17 protein-coding genes are annotated in these 17,837 nt (G+C 72.4%); 12 read left to right on the plus strand and 5 right to left on the minus strand.

Annotated elements, in window-relative coordinates:
- Positions 1 to 45: 45 nt before the first annotated feature.
- On the minus strand, positions 46 to 735 hold the full coding sequence (locus tag HGB44_RS06815) for a hypothetical protein (protein WP_061082186.1): 690 nt from the start codon (positions 733 to 735) through the stop codon (positions 46 to 48).
- Between the two features lie 19 nt (positions 736 to 754).
- Positions 755 to 2,251: an LCP family protein gene (locus HGB44_RS06820; protein ID WP_061082187.1), complete on the minus strand. Its 1,497-nt coding sequence runs from the start codon at positions 2,249 to 2,251 to the stop codon at positions 755 to 757.
- Positions 2,252 to 2,641: 390 nt separating this feature from the next.
- Between HGB44_RS06820 and HGB44_RS32395 the strand changes: the two genes are divergently transcribed.
- The 3 genes from HGB44_RS32395 to HGB44_RS06835 all read left to right on the plus strand — a co-directional run bounded on the left by HGB44_RS32395 (position 2,642) and on the right by HGB44_RS06835 (position 5,167).
- The gene (locus tag HGB44_RS32395) at positions 2,642 to 2,878 is read left to right on the plus strand and encodes a TM2 domain-containing protein (RefSeq protein ID WP_061082188.1); all 237 of its coding nucleotides are present in this window, start codon (positions 2,642 to 2,644) and stop codon (positions 2,876 to 2,878) included.
- A gap of 125 nt (positions 2,879 to 3,003) precedes the next feature.
- Positions 3,004 to 3,999: a glycosyltransferase family 2 protein gene (locus HGB44_RS06830; RefSeq protein ID WP_082768507.1), complete on the plus strand. Its 996-nt coding sequence runs from the start codon at positions 3,004 to 3,006 to the stop codon at positions 3,997 to 3,999.
- Positions 4,000 to 4,102: 103 nt separating this feature from the next.
- Entirely contained in the window at positions 4,103 to 5,167 is a 1,065-nt protein-coding gene (locus HGB44_RS06835) for a DUF4429 domain-containing protein (RefSeq protein ID WP_061082189.1), read from the plus strand.
- Between the two features lie 59 nt (positions 5,168 to 5,226).
- Here the strand turns inward: HGB44_RS06835 and HGB44_RS06840 are convergent, their stop codons facing one another.
- Together HGB44_RS06840 and HGB44_RS06845 are read right to left on the minus strand one after the other, a co-directional pair.
- The gene (locus tag HGB44_RS06840; RefSeq protein WP_061082190.1) at positions 5,227 to 6,000 is read right to left on the minus strand and encodes a glycerophosphodiester phosphodiesterase; all 774 of its coding nucleotides are present in this window, start codon (positions 5,998 to 6,000) and stop codon (positions 5,227 to 5,229) included.
- Complete coding sequence (locus HGB44_RS06845) at positions 5,997 to 6,746, minus strand: IspD/TarI family cytidylyltransferase (protein ID WP_061082191.1); 750 nt, start codon at positions 6,744 to 6,746, stop codon at positions 5,997 to 5,999. Before HGB44_RS06845 ends, HGB44_RS06840 begins: the two co-directional genes overlap by 4 nt.
- 695 nt (positions 6,747 to 7,441) lie before the next feature.
- Here HGB44_RS06845 and HGB44_RS06850 point away from each other — a divergent pair.
- From HGB44_RS06850 to HGB44_RS06885, 8 genes are all read left to right on the plus strand, one after another.
- Complete coding sequence (locus HGB44_RS06850) at positions 7,442 to 8,290, plus strand: ABC transporter permease (RefSeq protein ID WP_061082192.1); 849 nt, start codon at positions 7,442 to 7,444, stop codon at positions 8,288 to 8,290.
- Complete coding sequence (locus tag HGB44_RS06855) at positions 8,290 to 9,189, plus strand: ABC transporter ATP-binding protein (RefSeq protein WP_061082193.1); 900 nt, start codon at positions 8,290 to 8,292, stop codon at positions 9,187 to 9,189. The genes HGB44_RS06850 and HGB44_RS06855 overlap by 1 nt, the downstream gene beginning before the upstream one ends.
- A 223-nt stretch (positions 9,190 to 9,412) precedes the next feature.
- Positions 9,413 to 10,408, plus strand: a complete 996-nt coding sequence (locus HGB44_RS06860; RefSeq protein ID WP_061082194.1) for a hypothetical protein — start codon at positions 9,413 to 9,415, stop codon at positions 10,406 to 10,408.
- 86 nt (positions 10,409 to 10,494) lie between these two features.
- Positions 10,495 to 11,136 (plus strand): DUF5941 domain-containing protein, encoded by a 642-nt coding sequence (locus HGB44_RS06865; protein ID WP_231972548.1) that lies wholly within the window; start codon positions 10,495 to 10,497, stop codon positions 11,134 to 11,136.
- A 33-nt stretch (positions 11,137 to 11,169) separates the two neighbouring features.
- Positions 11,170 to 11,901: a phosphocholine cytidylyltransferase family protein gene (locus tag HGB44_RS06870; RefSeq protein WP_013154871.1), complete on the plus strand. Its 732-nt coding sequence runs from the start codon at positions 11,170 to 11,172 to the stop codon at positions 11,899 to 11,901.
- A gap of 5 nt (positions 11,902 to 11,906) precedes the next feature.
- Entirely contained in the window at positions 11,907 to 12,956 is a 1,050-nt protein-coding gene (locus HGB44_RS06875) for an iron-containing alcohol dehydrogenase family protein (RefSeq protein ID WP_061082196.1), read from the plus strand.
- On the plus strand, positions 12,934 to 13,704 hold the full coding sequence (locus HGB44_RS06880; protein WP_061082197.1) for a CDP-alcohol phosphatidyltransferase family protein: 771 nt from the start codon (positions 12,934 to 12,936) through the stop codon (positions 13,702 to 13,704). Before HGB44_RS06875 ends, HGB44_RS06880 begins: the two co-directional genes overlap by 23 nt.
- A gap of 256 nt (positions 13,705 to 13,960) precedes the next feature.
- Positions 13,961 to 14,872 carry a glycosyltransferase family 2 protein gene (locus tag HGB44_RS06885; protein ID WP_061082198.1) on the plus strand — a complete coding sequence of 304 codons (912 nt, stop codon included), beginning with the start codon at positions 13,961 to 13,963 and terminating at the stop codon, positions 14,870 to 14,872.
- 1,006 nt (positions 14,873 to 15,878) lie between these two features.
- On the opposite strand, the gene HGB44_RS06890 is transcribed toward HGB44_RS06885, so the two are convergent.
- A complete protein-coding gene (locus tag HGB44_RS06890; RefSeq protein ID WP_061082199.1) occupies positions 15,879 to 16,304 on the minus strand; it encodes a MarR family transcriptional regulator in 426 nt (141 codons plus the stop codon).
- Between the two features lie 287 nt (positions 16,305 to 16,591).
- On the opposite strand from HGB44_RS06890, the gene HGB44_RS06895 reads away from it, so the two are divergent.
- Complete coding sequence (locus tag HGB44_RS06895; RefSeq protein WP_061082200.1) at positions 16,592 to 17,716, plus strand: PP2C family protein-serine/threonine phosphatase; 1,125 nt, start codon at positions 16,592 to 16,594, stop codon at positions 17,714 to 17,716.
- The last annotated feature ends 121 nt before the right edge of the window (positions 17,717 to 17,837 follow it).

Genomic DNA, 17,837 nt, shown 5'->3' on the forward strand with positions numbered 1-17,837 from the left:
GCTCAGGTTACCGGTGGGTCCGGCGTATCGGCCACAGGGGCGCGTTCAGCGTCGGCGACCGAATCTCGGCCCGCGCCCGCTCCTGTCCAGGGGGGTCCACCCGGCGCCGTTCTCACCGCGGCGGAAGGGCGTGGTCGTCCTGTCCGGGTCGTCCTCGAAGCCGCCGGGGTCGCCGCCCAGTCCACCGCCGGACCCGGCGTCGGGGTCGTCAGCGAGGCGTGCCGGGGCCGGAAGGTCGGGGACCGCGTCCGGGACCGTGTCGCCGACCGCTCCGCGCCGGTACTCCTCCCGGCTGGCGCGGGCCACGACCCGGCCGTCGGAGGGCAGGGCCCCGTCGCCCGCGGCACGCCACCGGACGGGCATCGCGGCGGAGAAGAGCAGCAGCGTCCCCAGCGGCAGCGCCACGGCCAGGCCCGCCCCGGAGGGGTAGAGGGAACTGTCCTCGTTCAGCCAGGACAGCGCCGCCTCCATGGACCCGGGGTGCGCGACCGGCCACAGGCTCAACGCGGTGAGCAGCGCCCCGCTGGCCCCGGCCACCAGCGGCGACAGCCGGGACGCCACCAGGTAGGCGCACACGGCCCCCAGCAGCCCCAGCACCACCGCCGACGACACCGTCGCCACGGTCACCTCACCCTCGGCGAACCGGGGGAGCAGGCCGGACGACCAGGCCGCGGCGACCCACAGCACGGGGGCCAGGGCGACGCCGCCGAGCAGGCCTGCCAAGTGGTGCAGCACGGTGAATCCTTCCCTCGCGTCACCCGCAGACGTTCTCCTGCGCGGTCGAGACCGAGCCGGACTCCTCTCCGGCCGAGGGCTCCTCCTCCGGGGTGGCGTCCGCGGTCTGCGGGGCCTCGAACGCCGTGTAGTCGAATCCGATCACGATCTGGAGCCCATCGTCCAGGGCGGTGTCCTCGACCGTCCGGGAGCCCGGCATCATCCCGGCCACGTACTCGGCCGCGGCCGCGTCGTCCGGTCCGTGGCGCACCTGGGTGGTGGCGACGTCGAGGCTGCTCCAGTCCTGCGCGGGGGAGGTCACCTGGAACCCGGCCGCGGCCAGGTCGGCGTCCAGCTGCGCGCCCAGTCCGGCGGTACCGATCCCGTTGAAGACCTGGACCCGGATGTCACCGGGCCGGAGTTCGGACCCGGCCCGCGACTCCTCCTCGGGGGACTCGTCGACGGGCCGGTCGGCACGGACCGCGGCGAACAGGTCGCGGGCGGCGGGCTCGTCCCACAGCACGGCGACGTCGCCGCGCGGCGTCCAGTACTCCATGTCGGCGATGGGCACCTGCGTGAAGGTGACCTCGCCCATGTCCAGGTCGCGCATCTGGTACGCGAGCTCGTTGATGGTGCTGGTGTCCAGTCCCTGGTCCACGGTCACCGACGACAGGGCGCTGTCCAGGAAGTCGGTCAGTTTGGCCGGATCGGAGAGCGTCTCGGTGCTCATCGCCTGGTCGAGCATGGCGGACAGGACCTGCTGCTGGCGCTCGATCCGGTCCAGGTCGCCGCGCGAGGTGGCGCGGGTGCGGGAGAAGGCCAGGGCCTCGGTCCCGTCCACCCGGTGCGTGCCCGCCTCCATGTCCAGCTGGGCCTTGGGGTCGTGGATCGCCTCGGGCAGGCACACCTCGATGCCGCCCAGGGCGTCCACCACGTCCACGAAGCCGTTGAAGTCCACCTCGACGTAGTGGTCGATGCGCACGTCGGTCACCGACTCCACGGTCCGCACGGCCAGCTGCGGGCCGCCGTGGGCGTAGGCGGCGTTGATCTTGTCGGGGCCCTGGCCGGGGACGTCCACCCACAGGTCCCGGGGGATGCCGACGACGGTGAGCTGGTCGCGGTCGTGGTTGAGCCGCACCATCATCATGCTGTCGGAGCGCTGGCCCGGGGTGGAGCCCACGCTCAGGTCCTCCTGGGCCTCCGCGCTCATATCGTCCCGGTTGTCGGAGCCGATCACCAGGAAGGTCAGGCCGCCGGTCTGCTCGGGACGGCCCTCCTCGGACAGGCCGCCGAACACGTCGAACCGGTTCAGGGCCCCCGACATCCATCCGGTGAGCGCCCACGAGGTGCCCGAGGCGAGCAGGACCAGTGCCGACAGCGCGCTCATCACCAGCAGGCCGGTGCGGCGCCGACGGGTGGCGGCGCTGGGCACGGTCACCCGTCCTGACCTGGGGGATCGCTCGGGCGGGAGGGGCTGGGAGCGCTGGCGGCGGAACTCCTCCGCGGGCCCGTGCCGTCCCGCCCTGTCATCGCTCATCGGCGTCCCCGTCCCAACCGGTCAACGGTGTCCTTATCTCTAGGTTGTCACCCGATTCGCCGAAGCGCGCGGGATGTCGACCCCCGGCGTGTTGTCCTCCCCTTTGCCTGTCCGTCTCCTTGTTGTGACGCCGTGAACTGCGCGGAGGTTCGGTGCGAACGGTGCCATCCTGATCCGTATCCGGTACCACCACGTGACCGAAATCGCGGTCCGGCGCGGTGACAATGTCCTGGCCCGGTCACGTCGGGCCCGGTCACGCCGGGTCCGCTCATGACCTGGCCCGGTCCGCGGCCGAACGCGGCCCCGCCGTGTCCGGAAGCGGGTCCGCGCGGGGTGCGACCGCCGCGCACCGCCCCCCTCACCACATCCCTCTCGCAGCACGGAGTTCCAGTGACCTACCCCTACCCCGAGGCCGTCTCCAGCAGGAACTGGCTCGTGGCCCTCCTGCTCTGCCTGTTCCTGGGCACGATCGGCGTCCACCGCTTCTACACGGGCAAGATCGGTACCGGCATCCTGATGATCGTCACCTGCGGCGGTGTCGGCGTCTGGACGCTCATCGACCTGATCATGATCATCGTCGGCTCGTTCAAGGACGCCGAGGGCAGGCCCGTGAGGAACCAGGGCTGAGGCACCGCGGCCCCGGCCCGGCGGGCTCGCGCCGGGCCGGGGCCGCCGCGGGCGTGCAGTACCGTTGACGCGCGTACGACACGCTCCTACGCAGTCCCGACACGTCTTGACCCTGGGAAGTGCCCGTGTCCTGGCCGCCTGTCTCCGTCGTCATGCCCGTACTCAACGAAGAGCGCCACCTCGCCGCCGCGGTGGAGCACGTCCTCGCCCAGGACTACCCGGGCGAACTGGAGGTCGTGCTCGGGGTCGGACCCTCCTCGGACCGCACCCGCGAGGTCGCCGACGGGATCGCCGCCGCGGACCCGCGCGTCAAGGTGGTGGACAACCCCACGGGGAGGACCCCCTCCGGGCTCAACGCCGCCATCGGGGCCTCCTCGCACGACATCGTCGCCCGCATCGACGGGCACGCCATGATGCCCTCGGACTACCTGCGGGTGGCCGTGGAGACGCTCCGCGAGACCGGCGCCGACAACGTCGGCGGGATCATGGCCGCCGAGGGCACGACCCCCTGGGAGAGGGCGGTGGCCGCCGCCATGACCTCCAAGGTGGGCGTGGGCAACGCGCGCTTCCACACCGGAGGCGAGGGCGGCCCGGCGGACACCGTGTACCTGGGCGTCTTCCGGCGTTCGGCGCTGGAGCGGGTCGGCGGATACGACGAGGCGTTCCTGCGGGCCCAGGACTGGGAGATGAACCACCGCATCCGCACCACCGGCGGCACGGTGTGGTTCCAGCCGCGCATGCGGGTCTCCTACCGCCCCCGGCGCAACGCGCGCCTGCTCGCCAAGCAGTACTTCCACTACGGCCGCTGGCGCAGGGTGGTCTCCCGCCAGCACAAGGGCACCATCAACCTGCGCTACCTGGCCCCGCCCCTCGCCCTGACCGGTGTGGTCGTCGGTCTGGTCGGCGGCTTCTTCCTCTGGCCGCTGTTCCTGGTCCCGGCCGCCTACCTGGCGCTGGTCACCGCCGCTTCGGTGCCGCTCGGCCGCGGCCTGCCCGCCGCCAGCCTGCCGATGATCCCGTTCGCGCTGGCCACCATGCACATGTCGTGGGGCGCCGGGTTCATCACCAGCCCGCCCGGACTCGGCTCGGACTCGCGCACGGCGCAGGCCGCCCGGGCCTGAAGCGCCCTCCCCCGGCCGTTTCCGGTCCCCGGCCCTCTCTCGTGCGGGAGGGGGCCTTCTGCTAAGCAGGGGGAAGAGGGACAGGGAACGGAAAGTGGGCCTCATGGACGACTTGCGCGGTGACCAGGCCGTGTGGCGGTTCGACGGTGAGACGGTCGCGATCAGGTACGAGGCCCAGGGCTGGTTCAAGGACCCCCTGCTCAAACGGATCGGCCAGATCGAACTCCCCGTGGCCGCGATCGCCGAGGTCGACTTCCAACCCGGCGCGGGCCGCAGGAAGGGATGGGTGCTGCAGCTGCGCCTGCACGAGCGGACCGACCCCTACGCGGCGGTCGGCGCGATGCTCAAGGAGAAGTCCCAGCCCTTCCGGCTCACCGGCCAGGCCAGCGGCGAACTGGTCGCCGAGTACCTGGCCGACCAGATCCGGTTCGCCGCCGGGCAGAGCGGGCCGCCCGCCCCCGACACGGCCGCCCTCCTGGTGCCCCGCCTGCCCTTCCACATCCAGACCTCCGAGGGCACCGCGACCCTGGACGGTTCCACCGTGCGCCTGGTCTGGTCCGGCGGCGAGGCGGGCGGGCGCAAGCGCAGGGCGCAGCGCCGTGAGTACGACCTCTCCGAGATCACCGGCGTGGACTGGGCGCCCTCCGACGGCTGGGAGTGGGGCTACATGCGCCTGGTCACCGCCGACGCCGGCAAGGACGCCGGGAAACCCAAGCAGGACCTGCACGCCCTCGTCGCCGACGAGGGCGCGCAGGGCTACGACACCCTGCTCATGGCCGCGGCGATCACCGCCCACGTGTGGGCCGCGGCGGCACCGGGGCCCGGCGGCCCGGAGGGGCGCGGCGTCGCCGCCAGGCTCAGGGACCCGCGGTGGTGGCTGGACGCGGCGGTGCGGTCGACGGACCAGCTGCGGGGGCTGACGGCGGGACCCGCGGCCCCGGACACGGGCACGGACGCGGGCACGGAGGACGCCGGACCCGGTACGCGACCGGCAACCGGAACGGAGGCCGGGCCGCGGACGGGGGCCGCTCCCGGGGAGGCGGCCGGGCTCCCCGACACCGAGTGGATCTTCCGGCAGATCGAGCGACTGGGCGAGCTGCACGCCAGGGGACTGCTCACCGACGAGGAGTTCTCCGCCAAGAAGGCCGAACTCCTCGGCCGGATCTGAGGCGTCCGCCCGGCCCCGGGCCCCGCCGGTGTGATCCTGTCGGCGGGGCGCGGTCCGGCTCAGGGCCCGCCGGAAGCGCCGCCCTTGAGCGCGGACACCGTCCCGGGGACGTCGTCCACCACGACCGCGTCCATGCCAGCCTCGGCGAACCGCGCCGCGTCCACCGGATCCGGGCACCAGGAGACGACCTCGATCCCCGCCCGGTGCGCCAGGTCCACGGTGTACTCCACCGACCGGCGGCCGGGCCGGGGGGCGTCGCCGGACAGCCCGAACGAGCGCGCGTCGATCGCCACCACCGGGCACCCCATCCCGGCGGCGCCCGCCACGGCCTGGTCCAGTGGATTGCGCACGAACGGCATCCACGCCGTGGGCACCGACGGAACCTCCTCGCGGACGGCGAGCAGGACGCCCGGGTCGAAGGAGCAGACGAACACCCGGCGGCGTCCGGCCTCCCTGCGCAGGTACGGCAGGAGGAGCGAGACCGTCCGGCGCGAGGGCGCGTCGACCGCGTCCTCCATCACCGACTTGACGTCCACGTCCAGGCCCACCCCGGCCGGGATCGCGGCCAGGCCCTCCTCCAGGCCGGCCAGGCCGGCCTCGGCGCACTCGCGAGCGGTCAGCTCCACGATCGCGCGGCCGTCGTCCAGGGCGGCGTTGTGGTGGAGGACCAGCGCGTCGTCGGCGGTGCGGCGCACGTCGATCTCGACCCAGTGCGCCCCGGCCCGCGCCGCCGCGGCGTAGGACTCCGCCGTGTTCTCCCGGACGCCGTCCACCACGCCGCGCCCCGCGCCGCGGTGCCCGACCACCTCGGTCGCCTCGAAGACCCTGCTCACGCGTCCGCCCCCGACAGGGCGGCCCGCTCGCGTTCGCGGCGCAGCAGCGTCTCGGCGATCTCCACGTCGCCCGGGTTCGTCACCTTGATGTTCGTCTCCTCGCCCGGCACGATGCGCACCTCCTCCTCCGGCAGGTACCGCAGCACCACGCCGCAGTCGTCGGTGGCCACCAGGTCCGGGTCGGCCGCGGCCAGCTCGTAGGCGCGTCGGAGCACACCGAGCCGGAAGCCCTGCGGGGTCTGCATCCTGCGCAGCTCCGCGCGCGGGGGGACCTGCGCGATCACCTCGCCGCCGGAGCGGCCGGGCGCCGCCCGCACCACGGTGTCGGCGCTGGGCACCGCCACCCCGACCGCGCCCGCCTCCTCCAGCGCAGCCACGCACGCGCTGATGGTGGTCGGGCTCACGAGCGGGCGCGCGGCGTCGTGCAGCAGCGCCAGGTCGGTGTCGGCGGCGCCGCCCATCGCGGCCAGGGCGGCGAGGGAGGTGCCGGTGCGGGTCGCGCCGCCGGGGAGGACGGCGGTGACCTTGGTGAACCCGGCCGCGTCGACGATTCCCCGGACCCGGTCCAGGTACTCCTCGACCATGAGCACGACGATCTCGTCGACGTCCGGGCACGTCTCGAAGGCGGCGATCGCGTGCTCCAGGATGGGCCGACCCTCCAGGGGCAGCAGCTGCTTGGGCGCGGGCGCGCCCATCCGCGCGCCCACCCCTCCGGCCAGAACCGCCGCGATCACGCGCGGACGCATGGCTCCACCTCTTCCGTCGTCCACGGCCGCCGTCCACAGCGGCCTGATGCCCCTGGTGCGCCCGGTCGCGTTCGGGCCTCCTGGATGTACGGGGATCCCATCCGCCGCCCTCCACCACCCTCAACGGACGCGCTCCGCGCGCGGTTTCCTCCGGACCCGCCGACACCGTGCTGCCGACGACACCCTGCTGCCCGCGGTCCCGCGCCCTCCGCGGTCCGGTGCGGTCCGGTGCGCTCCCGGCCGAGGCTAGCCGACGGCCCGCCGCGCCTTCGCCCCACCCGCCCCGCCCGACCCACAACACCACTTCTGTCGGGTTCGGCACCCGGTCCGGCGCCCCAGCCCGACGGCGCCTCCGCCCGACGCGGCGCCCCGCCCCACAAGGCACTCCACCCTCCGCGGACCATTCCCGACCTCCCTGGGCGAAGGTACAAAATGCGCATTGGTGACAGGTGGGGTGGCACAGCCCGTCGTTCGCAGCGGTAACCTATGGACGCCTGTATGGCGTGCCCGGTGCCGACCTCCTCCCGGAAGCGGTCGTTGAACCGGGCGCGGTCCGTGACATCCCCCGGTCGCCCGGACACGCTCCCCCGTTTCGGTACGCCGTACGGGGTGGACCGCGTATCCCGGCCGGTGCGCACAGGCGAGTACGAGCACGCCCGTCCGGCCTCAGCGTGGACCGGACGAGACATCAACCCTTGGAGGTGGCGGTGGCGTCAAGGGCGCTGGCCGTCTGGGAGCACCGGAAGGTCGTCGGCCTCCTGGTCCGGCGCGACCTGAAGGTCAAGTACCAGCAGTCCGTACTGGGGTACGCGTGGACGATGTTGGAGCCGCTGGCTCTGACGATGGTCTACTTCGTCGTCTTCGGCCTCATCCTCAAAGCGGACCGGGGTATGCCGCCGGAGGCCCATGAACAAGGTGGCTTCCTGCTGTTCCTGGTGGCGGGGATCCTGCCCTGGAACACCTTCGGGGCGATCATGTCCGAGGCCCCCCGGGCGATGATCACGCACGCCAAGCTGATCACCACCATGAAGGTGCCGCGGGAGATCTTCCCCATCGCCACGGTCGGCACGAAGCTGGTCGAGTACCTGCTCACCTGGCCCGTGCTGATCCTCTTCGTGATCTTCCTCGGTGGCAGGCCCTCGTGGGAGGGCGTGCTGGTGTGGCTGCCGCTGGCCATCGTGCTCCAGTTCGTCTTCGGGCTGGGTCTCACCCTCTTCCTGTCCGCGGTCAACGTGCTGCTGCGCGACGTCGAGCGCCTGGTGCGCATCGCCTCCCGCATCCTGTTCTACGGTTCGGCGATCCTCTTCCCGGCCGCGATGGTGCTCACCGAGGACAGCGTCCCCGAGTGGGCGAGGACACTCTTCCAGCTCAACCCGCTGCTGGGTATCTTCGAGATGCACCGTGCCGTGTGGTTCGCCGGGTTCGAGGAACTCACCCCGAGCACTCTCGCGTTGACCTCGTCGGTGGTCGGTTCGATCCTCATGCTGATCATCGGATACTGGACGTTCCGTCGTCTGGAGATGTCCGTCCTGAAGGAGCTGTGATGGCGCACACGACCTACGGCGCCGGGACCACCACCGGGCCGGTCATCGAGGCCAAGAACCTCGGCGTCAAGTTCGCCGTGAACCGCCGACGCAAGCGCAGCCTGCGCGAGATGTTCATCCACGGCAGCAAGCGCGACCCCAACGCCGAGGGCGACGAGTTCTGGCCGCTGCGCGACGTCACGTTCGACATCGGACGCGGCGAGTGCGTGGGCATCGTGGGCAAGAACGGCACCGGCAAGTCGACCCTGCTCAAGCTGATCGCCGGGGTGCTCATCCCCGACGAGGGCGAGGTGCACGTCCACGGCAAGGTGGCCCCGCTGCTGGAGCTGCGCGCCGGGTTCAACGACAACCTGACCGGCCGCGAGAACGTGTACCTCGTCGGTTCCCTGCACGGGATGACCGAGAAGCAGATCGACGAGCGCTTCGACGAGATCGTCGACTTCGCCGAGATCAAGTCCAAGTTCGTGGACACCCCGGTGCGCCACTACTCCAGCGGTATGAAGGTGCGGCTCGGCTTCGCGCTGATCTCCCAGCTGGAGCACCCGATCATGCTGGTCGACGAGGTGCTCGCGGTCGGCGACAAGGCCTTCAAGCGCAAGTGCTACGAGGCCATCGACCGCATGCTGGCCAACCAGCGCACGATGGTCCTGGTGTCGCACAACGAGAAGGACCTGCGCCGGTTCTGCAACCGCGGGCTCTACGTCAAGGGCGGCGGGCTCGCCCTGGACACCGACATCGACGCCGCGCTCGCCGCCTACAACGACGACACCCAGGCCGAGATCGACGAGCGCAAGAAGCGCGACGCGGACAAGAAGAAGCGCGCGGAGGAGAAGGCCAGGAAGGCCGCCGAGGCCGACAACGGCGGCGGAGCCGACGGCGACGGCGGCCAGGCCGCCTGAGAACCGTCCGGGCCCGACCGGCCCTCCCCCCGAGCGCACCGACGCACTGACGCGCACCACCGGAGTCCTGTCCGGTGGTGCGCGTCTCGCGTGTCGCCACATGTCCGGACAGGGTTCCGCGCCGCCCCGCCGCGCCACGGCGACCCGCGCGTGTGTCAGTGATTGAACCGTTACACGGAGTGAGGAACGGTGTCTCTCAGCAGAGCTGGGAGGGGACACGTCCATGGCCCACAGCGGCACCGTGGCGCGGCTGGCCGCGCGGATGCTCGAACGCAGACACGTCACCCGCGCCGGGGTGGCCCGGATCAGCGTCCTGGGAGCCGTCGGCGCGGCGGTCTGGTTCTCCCGGGCCGACACGGTCGGCGGTCTGGCGGGCTCGGCCTTCCTCGGCGCGGTCCTGTTCTGCGACGCGGTCCGCGAGCGCATGCGGGCCGACCGGCGCGACGCCCTCACGCTGTGGCTCGTGGCGATGCTGTCGCAGCTGCGCGAGTACGCGGTCTACCTCGGCCTGGCGGCGGGCGCCGTGGCCGCCGGGGCCGGCGGGGCCTGGGGGTGGGCCGCGGGCGCGCTGGTCGCCCTGGCCCTGCGGGAGTCGCTCCTGGCGTCCGGGTCCGCTCCGGCCCTCCCGGGGCAGGGGCCGGGTCGAAGGAGACCCCCGCCGCCCGCCCAGCGACCCGCTGGCGGCCTCCTGGGGGGTCTGGCGCCCCGCCCGCCCCAGGGGCCCCGCACCAGCGACCCCGGACTGACCGCGCGGCTGTTCGGCGCCACTGTGGTGGACGGCCCAACGGGCGGCTCGCGCCCGGCCCGTGCCCCCGCCGGAGCCTCCGCGAACGGAACGGCCGTGAACGGGCCCGCGGTGAACGGAATCCGTGTGAACGGGGCTGAGGTGAACGGTGCCGTCAGGTACGGGGGCCCCTTGTGCGGAAGCTCCGAGGAAGGGGCCTCCCCGAACGGCGTCTCCCCGGACGGGGCCTCCGCCGGGAACCGGACCGACGGCCGCGCCGCTGGTGGCGCCGACACCGGAACCGACGGCCGCGCCGACCGTCCCGTCCCCCCGCCTCTGCGCCGGATCGCGGACTTCCCCCAGCCCGTGCGCTTCCTGGCCATCGCGGTGACCGCCACGCTCTGGGACGCGCGCGTCGCCTTCGTCACCCTCGTCGTCGGCTGCGTCGTCGCGGCCACCGCCCAACTCGCCGATCCCGCCCGGAGCCGACGGTGAACGAGAGCGCCGCGCACGGGGGGCCGAACCGGGAGCACTATGACCCGATCCGTCCCGACCTGCGGTTTCTTCGTGATGACAGTCACATGGCGCTCCTGCTCGGCCGGATCGCCCCCGGGGGAGCGCCGCCCCTGCTCACAGCGCTCACCGGGCTCCTGGTCGTCGGAACGCTCCTCGCGGCAGGCCACGGACGGCTGGCAGGCATTACCCTGTTCGCACCGGTCGCTGCCCTGCTACTGTCCGGACTGGCCTCGGGCCATCCCCACGACGGACGGTTCGACTGGCTCGTGCCACCCGTCCTGCGCGTCACCGAGTACGGATACCTGGCGGTCCTGGGGCTGGCGTCCGGTGTACCGGGTCCCCTGGTGTTCGTACTCTTGATGGCGGTCGCCTGTCACCACGGCGACGACGTGGCCCGTCCCGCGGTCGGCTCGGCCCGTCCCGAAGGGGTGCGCGCCGCGGCCCTCGGCTGGGACGGCCGCATGCTCGTCATCGCGGTCGGAGGAGCGCTGCACGCGCTCGCCCCCGCCTACGGCATACTCGCCGGATACCTGGCGGTGCTGCTCGTCCGCGAGGCCGTGCGCACCTGGAGCGCGACACCGGTGGCCGACGTGCGCGCCAGCGCCGCCCCCGGCGACGGCGACACGGGCCAGGGAGATCCGCGGATCCCCCGACCAGGCCACGCAGACGGGGGCCAACCGGCCGCCGGAACGAACGGGGAGGCGTGAGAGCCCTCCCCGACTAAGGAGGAACACGCCCTCATGCTCGGAATGGTTCTCGCCGCAGGCGCGGGGCGCCGTCTACGCCCCTACACCGACACCCTGCCCAAGGCCCTGGTGCCCGTCGACGGTGAGACGACCATCATGGACATCTCGCTGCGCAACCTGGCGGCGGCCGGGCTGACCGACGTCGTCGTCGTGGTCGGCTACCGCGCGGAGGCGGTCGAGGCGCGCAAGGAGGCCCTGGAGGAGCGCCACGGCGTCAAGCTCACCCTCAGCCACAACGACAAGGCCGAGGAGTGGAACAACGCCTACTCCCTGTGGACCGCGCGCGAGTTCTTCTCCGAGGGCGTCCTCCTCGTCAACGGCGACACGGTTCACCCCGTGAGCGTCGAGGAAACGCTACTCGCCGCACGGGGACCGGAACTCCTCCTCGCGGTGGACAGCGTCAAAAGCCTCGCTGACGAGGAGATGAAGGTGACCCTCGACGAGGAGGGCCACCTGCGCACGATCACCAAGCTCATGGACCCGGCCACCGCCGCGGGCGAGTACATCGGCGCCACCCTCATCGAGGGCTCCCTGGACGCCCGCCTCGCCGACGCCCTCAAGGCCACCTGGGAGCGCGACCCGCAGCTGTACTACGAGGACGGCTACCAGGAGCTGGTCAACCGCGGCGAGAAGGTCGCCGTGGCGCCGATCGGCGAGGTGGACTGGGTCGAGGTCGACAACCACGACGACCTGGCCAAGGCGAGGGAGATCGCATGCCGCTACTAGCCCGCATGCTCCCCTCCCCGCTGGCGATCGACGTGCGCCGGGGAGCCGTCGCCTCCCTCGGGACGCTGCTCGCCGACCGCAGGATCGCCACCGAGGGCCGCATCGCCGTGGCCGTCGGCCCGGGCCAGGGGGCGCAGATCGCCTCCGAGCTGGACCTGCCCAACTGCGAGGTCTTCCACGTCGAGGAGGGCACCGTCGACGCGGCGACCGAGCTGGGCAAGAGGCTCCGCTCGGGCGCCTACGAGGCGGTCGCCGGGATCGGCGGCGGCAAGACCATCGACGTGACCAAGTTCGCCGCCACCATGGCGGGGATCCCCATGGTGGCCGTGGCCACCAACCTGGCGCACGACGGCATCGCCTCGCCGGTCAGCTCGCTGGAGCACGAGGGCGGCAAGCCCTCCATCGGCGTGACCATGCCCATCGCCGTGGTCATCGACGTCGACTACGTCCGGGCGGCCCCCTCGCACCTGGTGCGTTCGGGCATCGGCGACGTGGTCAGCAACATCTCCGCCATCGAGGACTGGGAGCTGGCGGGCCGGGTCAACGGCGAGCCGGTGGACGGGATGGCCGTCACCTTCGCCAGGGTCGCGGCCGAGGCGGTCCTGCACCGCCCGGACTCGGTGGAGTCCGAGGCCTTCCTCACGGTGCTCGCCGAGGGACTGGTGCTCTCGGGGATGGCCATGTCGGTGGCCGGCTCCAGCCGCCCCGCCAGCGGTGCGTGCCACGAGATCCTGCACGCGGTCACCCAGCTCCACCCGGGCACCAGCAACCACGGCGAGCTCGCCGGGCTGGGCGCGCTGTACGCGTCCTTCCTGCGGGTGCGGCACATGGACTGGTCGGAGACGCGGATGGACGAGATCCGCGACTGCCTGATCCGCCACGAGCTGCCCGTCGTGCCCTCCGACGTCGGACTCGACGAGGCCGACTTCGTGCGGGCGGTGGTCCACGCCCCGGACACCCGCCCGGGCCGGTTCACCATCCTGGAGCACCTGAACCTCTCCGAGGACGAGATCGGACGGAGCGTCAAGGACTATGTCGAAGCCGTCGGTCGCTGAGGTCCGCGCGGGCGGTCAGCCCGTCGGCATCAAGGAGAGAACGAACGAGGAGCACTGGGCGGGCCGCCTCTACATGCGCGACCTGTCCCCGTACCTGACCACGTTCTTCGTCAGGCTCGGCGTCCCCCCGAACCCGATCACCTACCTGATGATGGCCTTCGGGGTGCTCGCCGGGGTCGTGGTCGCCTTCGGCGGCCTGTGGTCGGCGATCGTGGCGGCGCTGTTCGTGCAGGTGTACCTGCTGCTGGACTGCTCCGACGGCGAGGTGGCCCGCTACACCGGCCGCACCAGCGTGGCCGGGATCTACCTGGACCGGATCGGCCACTACGTGTCCGAGATCGCGCTCCTCATCGGACTGGGCGTGCGCGCCCAGGGCGGCTGGGAGGCGGGCGGCTGGGTGATCCTGGGCATGGCCGCGGCGATCGGCGTGGCGCTCATCAAGGCCGAGACCGACAACGTGGTGGTGGCGCGCGCCAAGGCGGGCCTGCCCGAGAAGGTCTCGGACGAGGCGATGCGCCCGCGCTCGTCCGGGCTGAGCCTGGCCCGCCGCCTGGCCTCGGCGCTGAAGGTGCACCGCCTCATCCAGGCCGTGGAGCTGTCCCTGATCGTGGTGGTGGCGGCCGTGGTGGACGCCTTCCTCGGCGACCTGGCGGCCACCCGGATCCTGGTGGCGGCGTGCGCGGCGGTGGGCGTGCTGATGAGCTTCGCGCACTTCGTGAGCGTGCTCGCCTCGCGCCGCCTCGAGTAGCACGGACAGTCCGGGCGCCCTGCCCCGAAACGGGTCGGAGCGACACGAACAACGCGCCGGTGACGTTGACGTCACGAACGGGGCCGTGCAGGTTACCCTGTCCACGGTCCCGTCCACCTTCCCTTTATTCTTTCGTTAGTCTGTTTCTGCGAGTGTTGGTCATGTGTCAACCTTCCAGAAACACTTCGTCCACTGAACGGTCGCAGCCATGGCCACACCCGTGATTCCGTCCTCGCCGAGCCCGGAGAAGCCTGAGATGACGGTCTCCCCAGCGCCCAGAGCCGAACGGAGCCGCCCCCAGGTGTCCGCGCCCACCCTGTCCTGCGTCCTGCTGACGATGGGCAACCGTCCCGCCGAGCTGCGCCGTGCCATCACCAGCGTGTTCGAGCAGGAGGACGCGGACGTCGAGGTCGTGGTCGTCGGCAACGGCGCGGACCTGCCGGAGCTGCCCGAGGGCGTCACGCGGGTGCGTCTGCCGGAGAACGTGGGCATCCCCGAGGGGCGCAACCACGGCGTGCGCGCGACCAGCGGCGACATCGTCCTCTTCCTGGACGACGACGGCTGGTACCGGTCCACGGACCTGGCCCGCCACGTGCGCGAGCGCTTCGCCGCCGACCCGTCGCTGGGCGCGCTGTCCTTCCGCATCGCCGACCCCGACGGCGGCCCCGACCAGCGCCGCCACGTGCCGCGCCTGCGCGTGGGCGACTCCCGCAAGTCGAGCGTGGTGACCACGTTCCTGGGCGGGGCGTGCGCGATCCGGCGCACCGCCTTCGAGGCCGGGGGCGGCCTGCCGGGCGACTTCTTCTACGCGCACGAGGAGACCGACCTCGCCTGGCGGATCATGGACGCGGGCTACGGGATCGAGTACGACGCCGACGCGGTGATGTACCACCCGGCGGTGGCGCCGACCCGGCACGAGAACTTCTACCGGCTCAACGCCCGCAACCGGGTGTGGCTGGCCCGCCGCAACCTGCCCTGGCCCCTCGCCGCGGCCTACCTCGGCACCTGGGTCGGACTGACCGTGCTGCGCGAGCGCGACCGCGGCGCGCTGCGCTCGTGGTTCGCGGGTTTCCGGGAGGGCTGGCGCGAGGAGGCCGGTCCGCGCACCCCCATCAGCTGGTCCACCGCCTGGAGGATGACCCGCGCCGGACGCCCGCCGATCATCTGACCCCCCGCTCGGCCCCGGCGACGGACCGGGGCACGCCGTCCCCCCCGGGCACCGGTAGCCGGTCGGGCCCGCCCGTGAGGCGGCCCGGGACGCCGGTGTAACGGGCAGGTCCCCGGCGACACCACAGCGGCTCCCGGATCCGGGGGCGGGGCGACGGCCATGCCCGAGCCGCCTCCGGTCCAGGCGTCCGAGCACCCGGTCGTTCCGCGCCCGGCCCCGACCCGGCCGCCTTGCGCGAGGCCGTGGCGCGCGTCACCCCCTCCCGGCTCAGGGAGTCCGACCGCCGTCTCGTGGAGGCCGGCCCCGGCGCCCAGACGGGACAGGCGCTGGGGCCCTGTGGCTGTTGTGCCGTTCGTGGGCCCAGTGCGTGGAGATCCGCAGACACCCCGACGTGGCACGCAGACACGAGGAGCTGCTGGCCGTGGTGGAACAGGGCCGTCCGGACACGCGGAAGGCGGTCTCGGAGACCTCCCGTGTCCCGGCCCGGGCCGACGCGGGGCTCGACGGGTGAGCGCGTGGTCCTGGCGCTTCGAGCCCTCCGGCCTGGCCGAGGGGCCGCCGGTCGGCGCGGCGGCGGAGACCGAACGGCCGGCGTCGGAGCCGGCGGCGATGGGAGTCGAAGCCGACCAGGCGGGGCACCCGAAGGACCGTTCGGGAGGGCTACGGGAGTTCCCCCGGGAAACGGCATCGGGTCCCTCCCGTTCCTGGCGGCGCACCGTCTACGGGAGATCGTGATCGTTCAGGGCGCACTGTGGCCGCACAAGGCGTGACGGAGGGGCCGGACACCGCGGGTGTCCGGCCCCTCGCGTGTGCGCGGGCCGACCGGCGGCCGCGGTCCCGTTCCGGCGTCCGAAAACTGTTGCCGCTTGACAATAGTTGACTCTGTCGGCATTGTTTACGGTTGGGAAGCCCGCCCCCGGGGCGCTGGCTGCCCCGGACAGGGCGGGGACGCCGAGGTTCCACCCACACGTGGCGCCGGGTCGTCCGCCTGGTCCGCACCAGTGGCTCAGGCCGTGCGAAAGTTCGTCTGGTCGGAGCGGTCGGAGCGTTCTTCGGCGCGGCTCGCCGCCTCGCGGAAGGACACGAGCCCTTCCATGAGCATCACCCGCTTCCGCGGGGGCATGCGGGCGATGACCTCATGGAGCTCCGCCTCCCTGCGGGCTCTCAGGTCGCGCAGGAAGGACCGGCCGCTCTCGCTCAGCCAGAGCCTCAGCTCACGACGGCTGCTCGGGCTCGGTGTCCGGGTCACGAAGCCGACCGCCTGGAGGCGGTCGCACAGCCGGCTCACGGACGGAGGAGTGGAACCCAGGCGCTCGGTCACAGTACGCAGGTTCACGCCGTCCTCCTCCTCCAGGATGAAGAGGACCTTGAGCTGCGGAGGAGAGACCGGTGAGGAGGCGACCTCACGGCCGCGCCCCCAGAGCACTTCCATGAGTTCGGTGACGGTGGATGCCGCACGGGCTGCCTCGGCTGTCGGTTCCTGTGATTCAGGACTCACTTTCCACTCTCACACATCGCGTCTGTGAGCCGTACCCGTCCGCGAGTCGGAAACCGGGTATCTCTACGACCATAACGGAACGCCCTGTTCCGTGCCCGCCGACCGTACCCGTGCCGGTGCGCGGGGTACTTCTCCAATCGGCACAGAAAACGCAGGTCGAGCAAGTGAACATATCCGAGACCGTAGCGCGGTCCCTTCGTGAGGCCCAGCCGCACGGGCTCATGGCGGTCCTCCGTGAGGCTCTCGCTGCGGACTACGCGGCGGCGTCCGCCGAACTCTTCCTCGCCGACTACGGACTCAAGGTACTCTGCCACGTCCCCGATCCGCCCGGGGAGTGCGCGGGGGAGTACTCCGTCTTCAACAGCGTCGTGGGCAGGGTCTTCGGCGCGCAGGAGACCTTCGTCGAGGACAGCTTCGGGTCCGAGGCCGTGACCGTCCACCTCCCGGTGAGCGCCCGCGGCGACCGCCTGGGCGTGCTCACCGTCGAGCTGAAGGCGCGCGACTACTCCGCCGAGGTGCTCACCCAGCTGGAGCAGGTCGCCGACGTGCTCGGGCACGAGCTCCTCGTCGCCGAGCGCGACACCGACGTCTACCGGTCGCTGCGCCGCAGGGACCGCCTCACCCTGGCCGCCGAGGTCCAGTGGGACCTGCTGCCGGGCCGGGGCTTCGAGTGCCCCGAGTACAGCATCGGCGCCCAGCTCGAACCGGCCTACTCCATACGGGGTGACAACTTCGACTGGTCGGCCGCGCCGGACCAGCTGATCCTGGGCATCACCAACGGCATGGGCGAGGGCATCGACGCCTCGCTCCTGACCAGCCTGGCGGTCAACGCCCTGCGCAACGCCCGCCGCGGCGGGATCCCGCTCGCCGACCAGGTCGCCCTCGCCGACAAGGCCGTCTACTCCCACTACCGGGGAGAGCGCTACCTGGACGTCCTCCTGCTCGGCTTCGACCTGGCCACCGGCGAGGTGCAGGCGGTCGACGCCGGCTCGCCCCTCCTCTACCGCCTGCGCGGAGACCGGGTCGAACAGCTGCCCTTCGAGGCACAGCTGCCCATGGGCATGGCGGAGGACACCGTGTACACCGCGGAGAGCTTCAGGGTCGAGCCCGGCGACCGGCTGGTGTTCGTCAGCGACGGGGTGTTCGACGCCCGGGGGGCCTCCGAGGAGGAGACCTTCGGCAGCCGGGCCCTGTCCCGGGCCATCCTGGCCACCAGGCTGGTGCCCAGCGCCTCCGTTCCCCAGGAGGTCCTGCGCCACCTGGCCGAGTACCGGGGCGAGCACGAGTCCGTCGACGACGCGCTGGTGGTCTGCCTGGACTGGCGGGGACGGACCGAACACGCGTAGGCGCGGCGCCGCGCCCACGGTCCGGTGCGCACCGTGTCCCATTTCCACCCGTCCCCCGTCTGGTAGACAATTGCCACGCGGCAACAACGTAGGACCTACCCCCTTACAGCGACATGCAGTG

The sequence above is a fragment of the Nocardiopsis alborubida genome, from assembly GCF_012396365.1.
Taxonomy (GTDB): Bacteria; Actinomycetota; Actinomycetes; order Streptosporangiales; family Streptosporangiaceae; genus Nocardiopsis; species Nocardiopsis alborubida.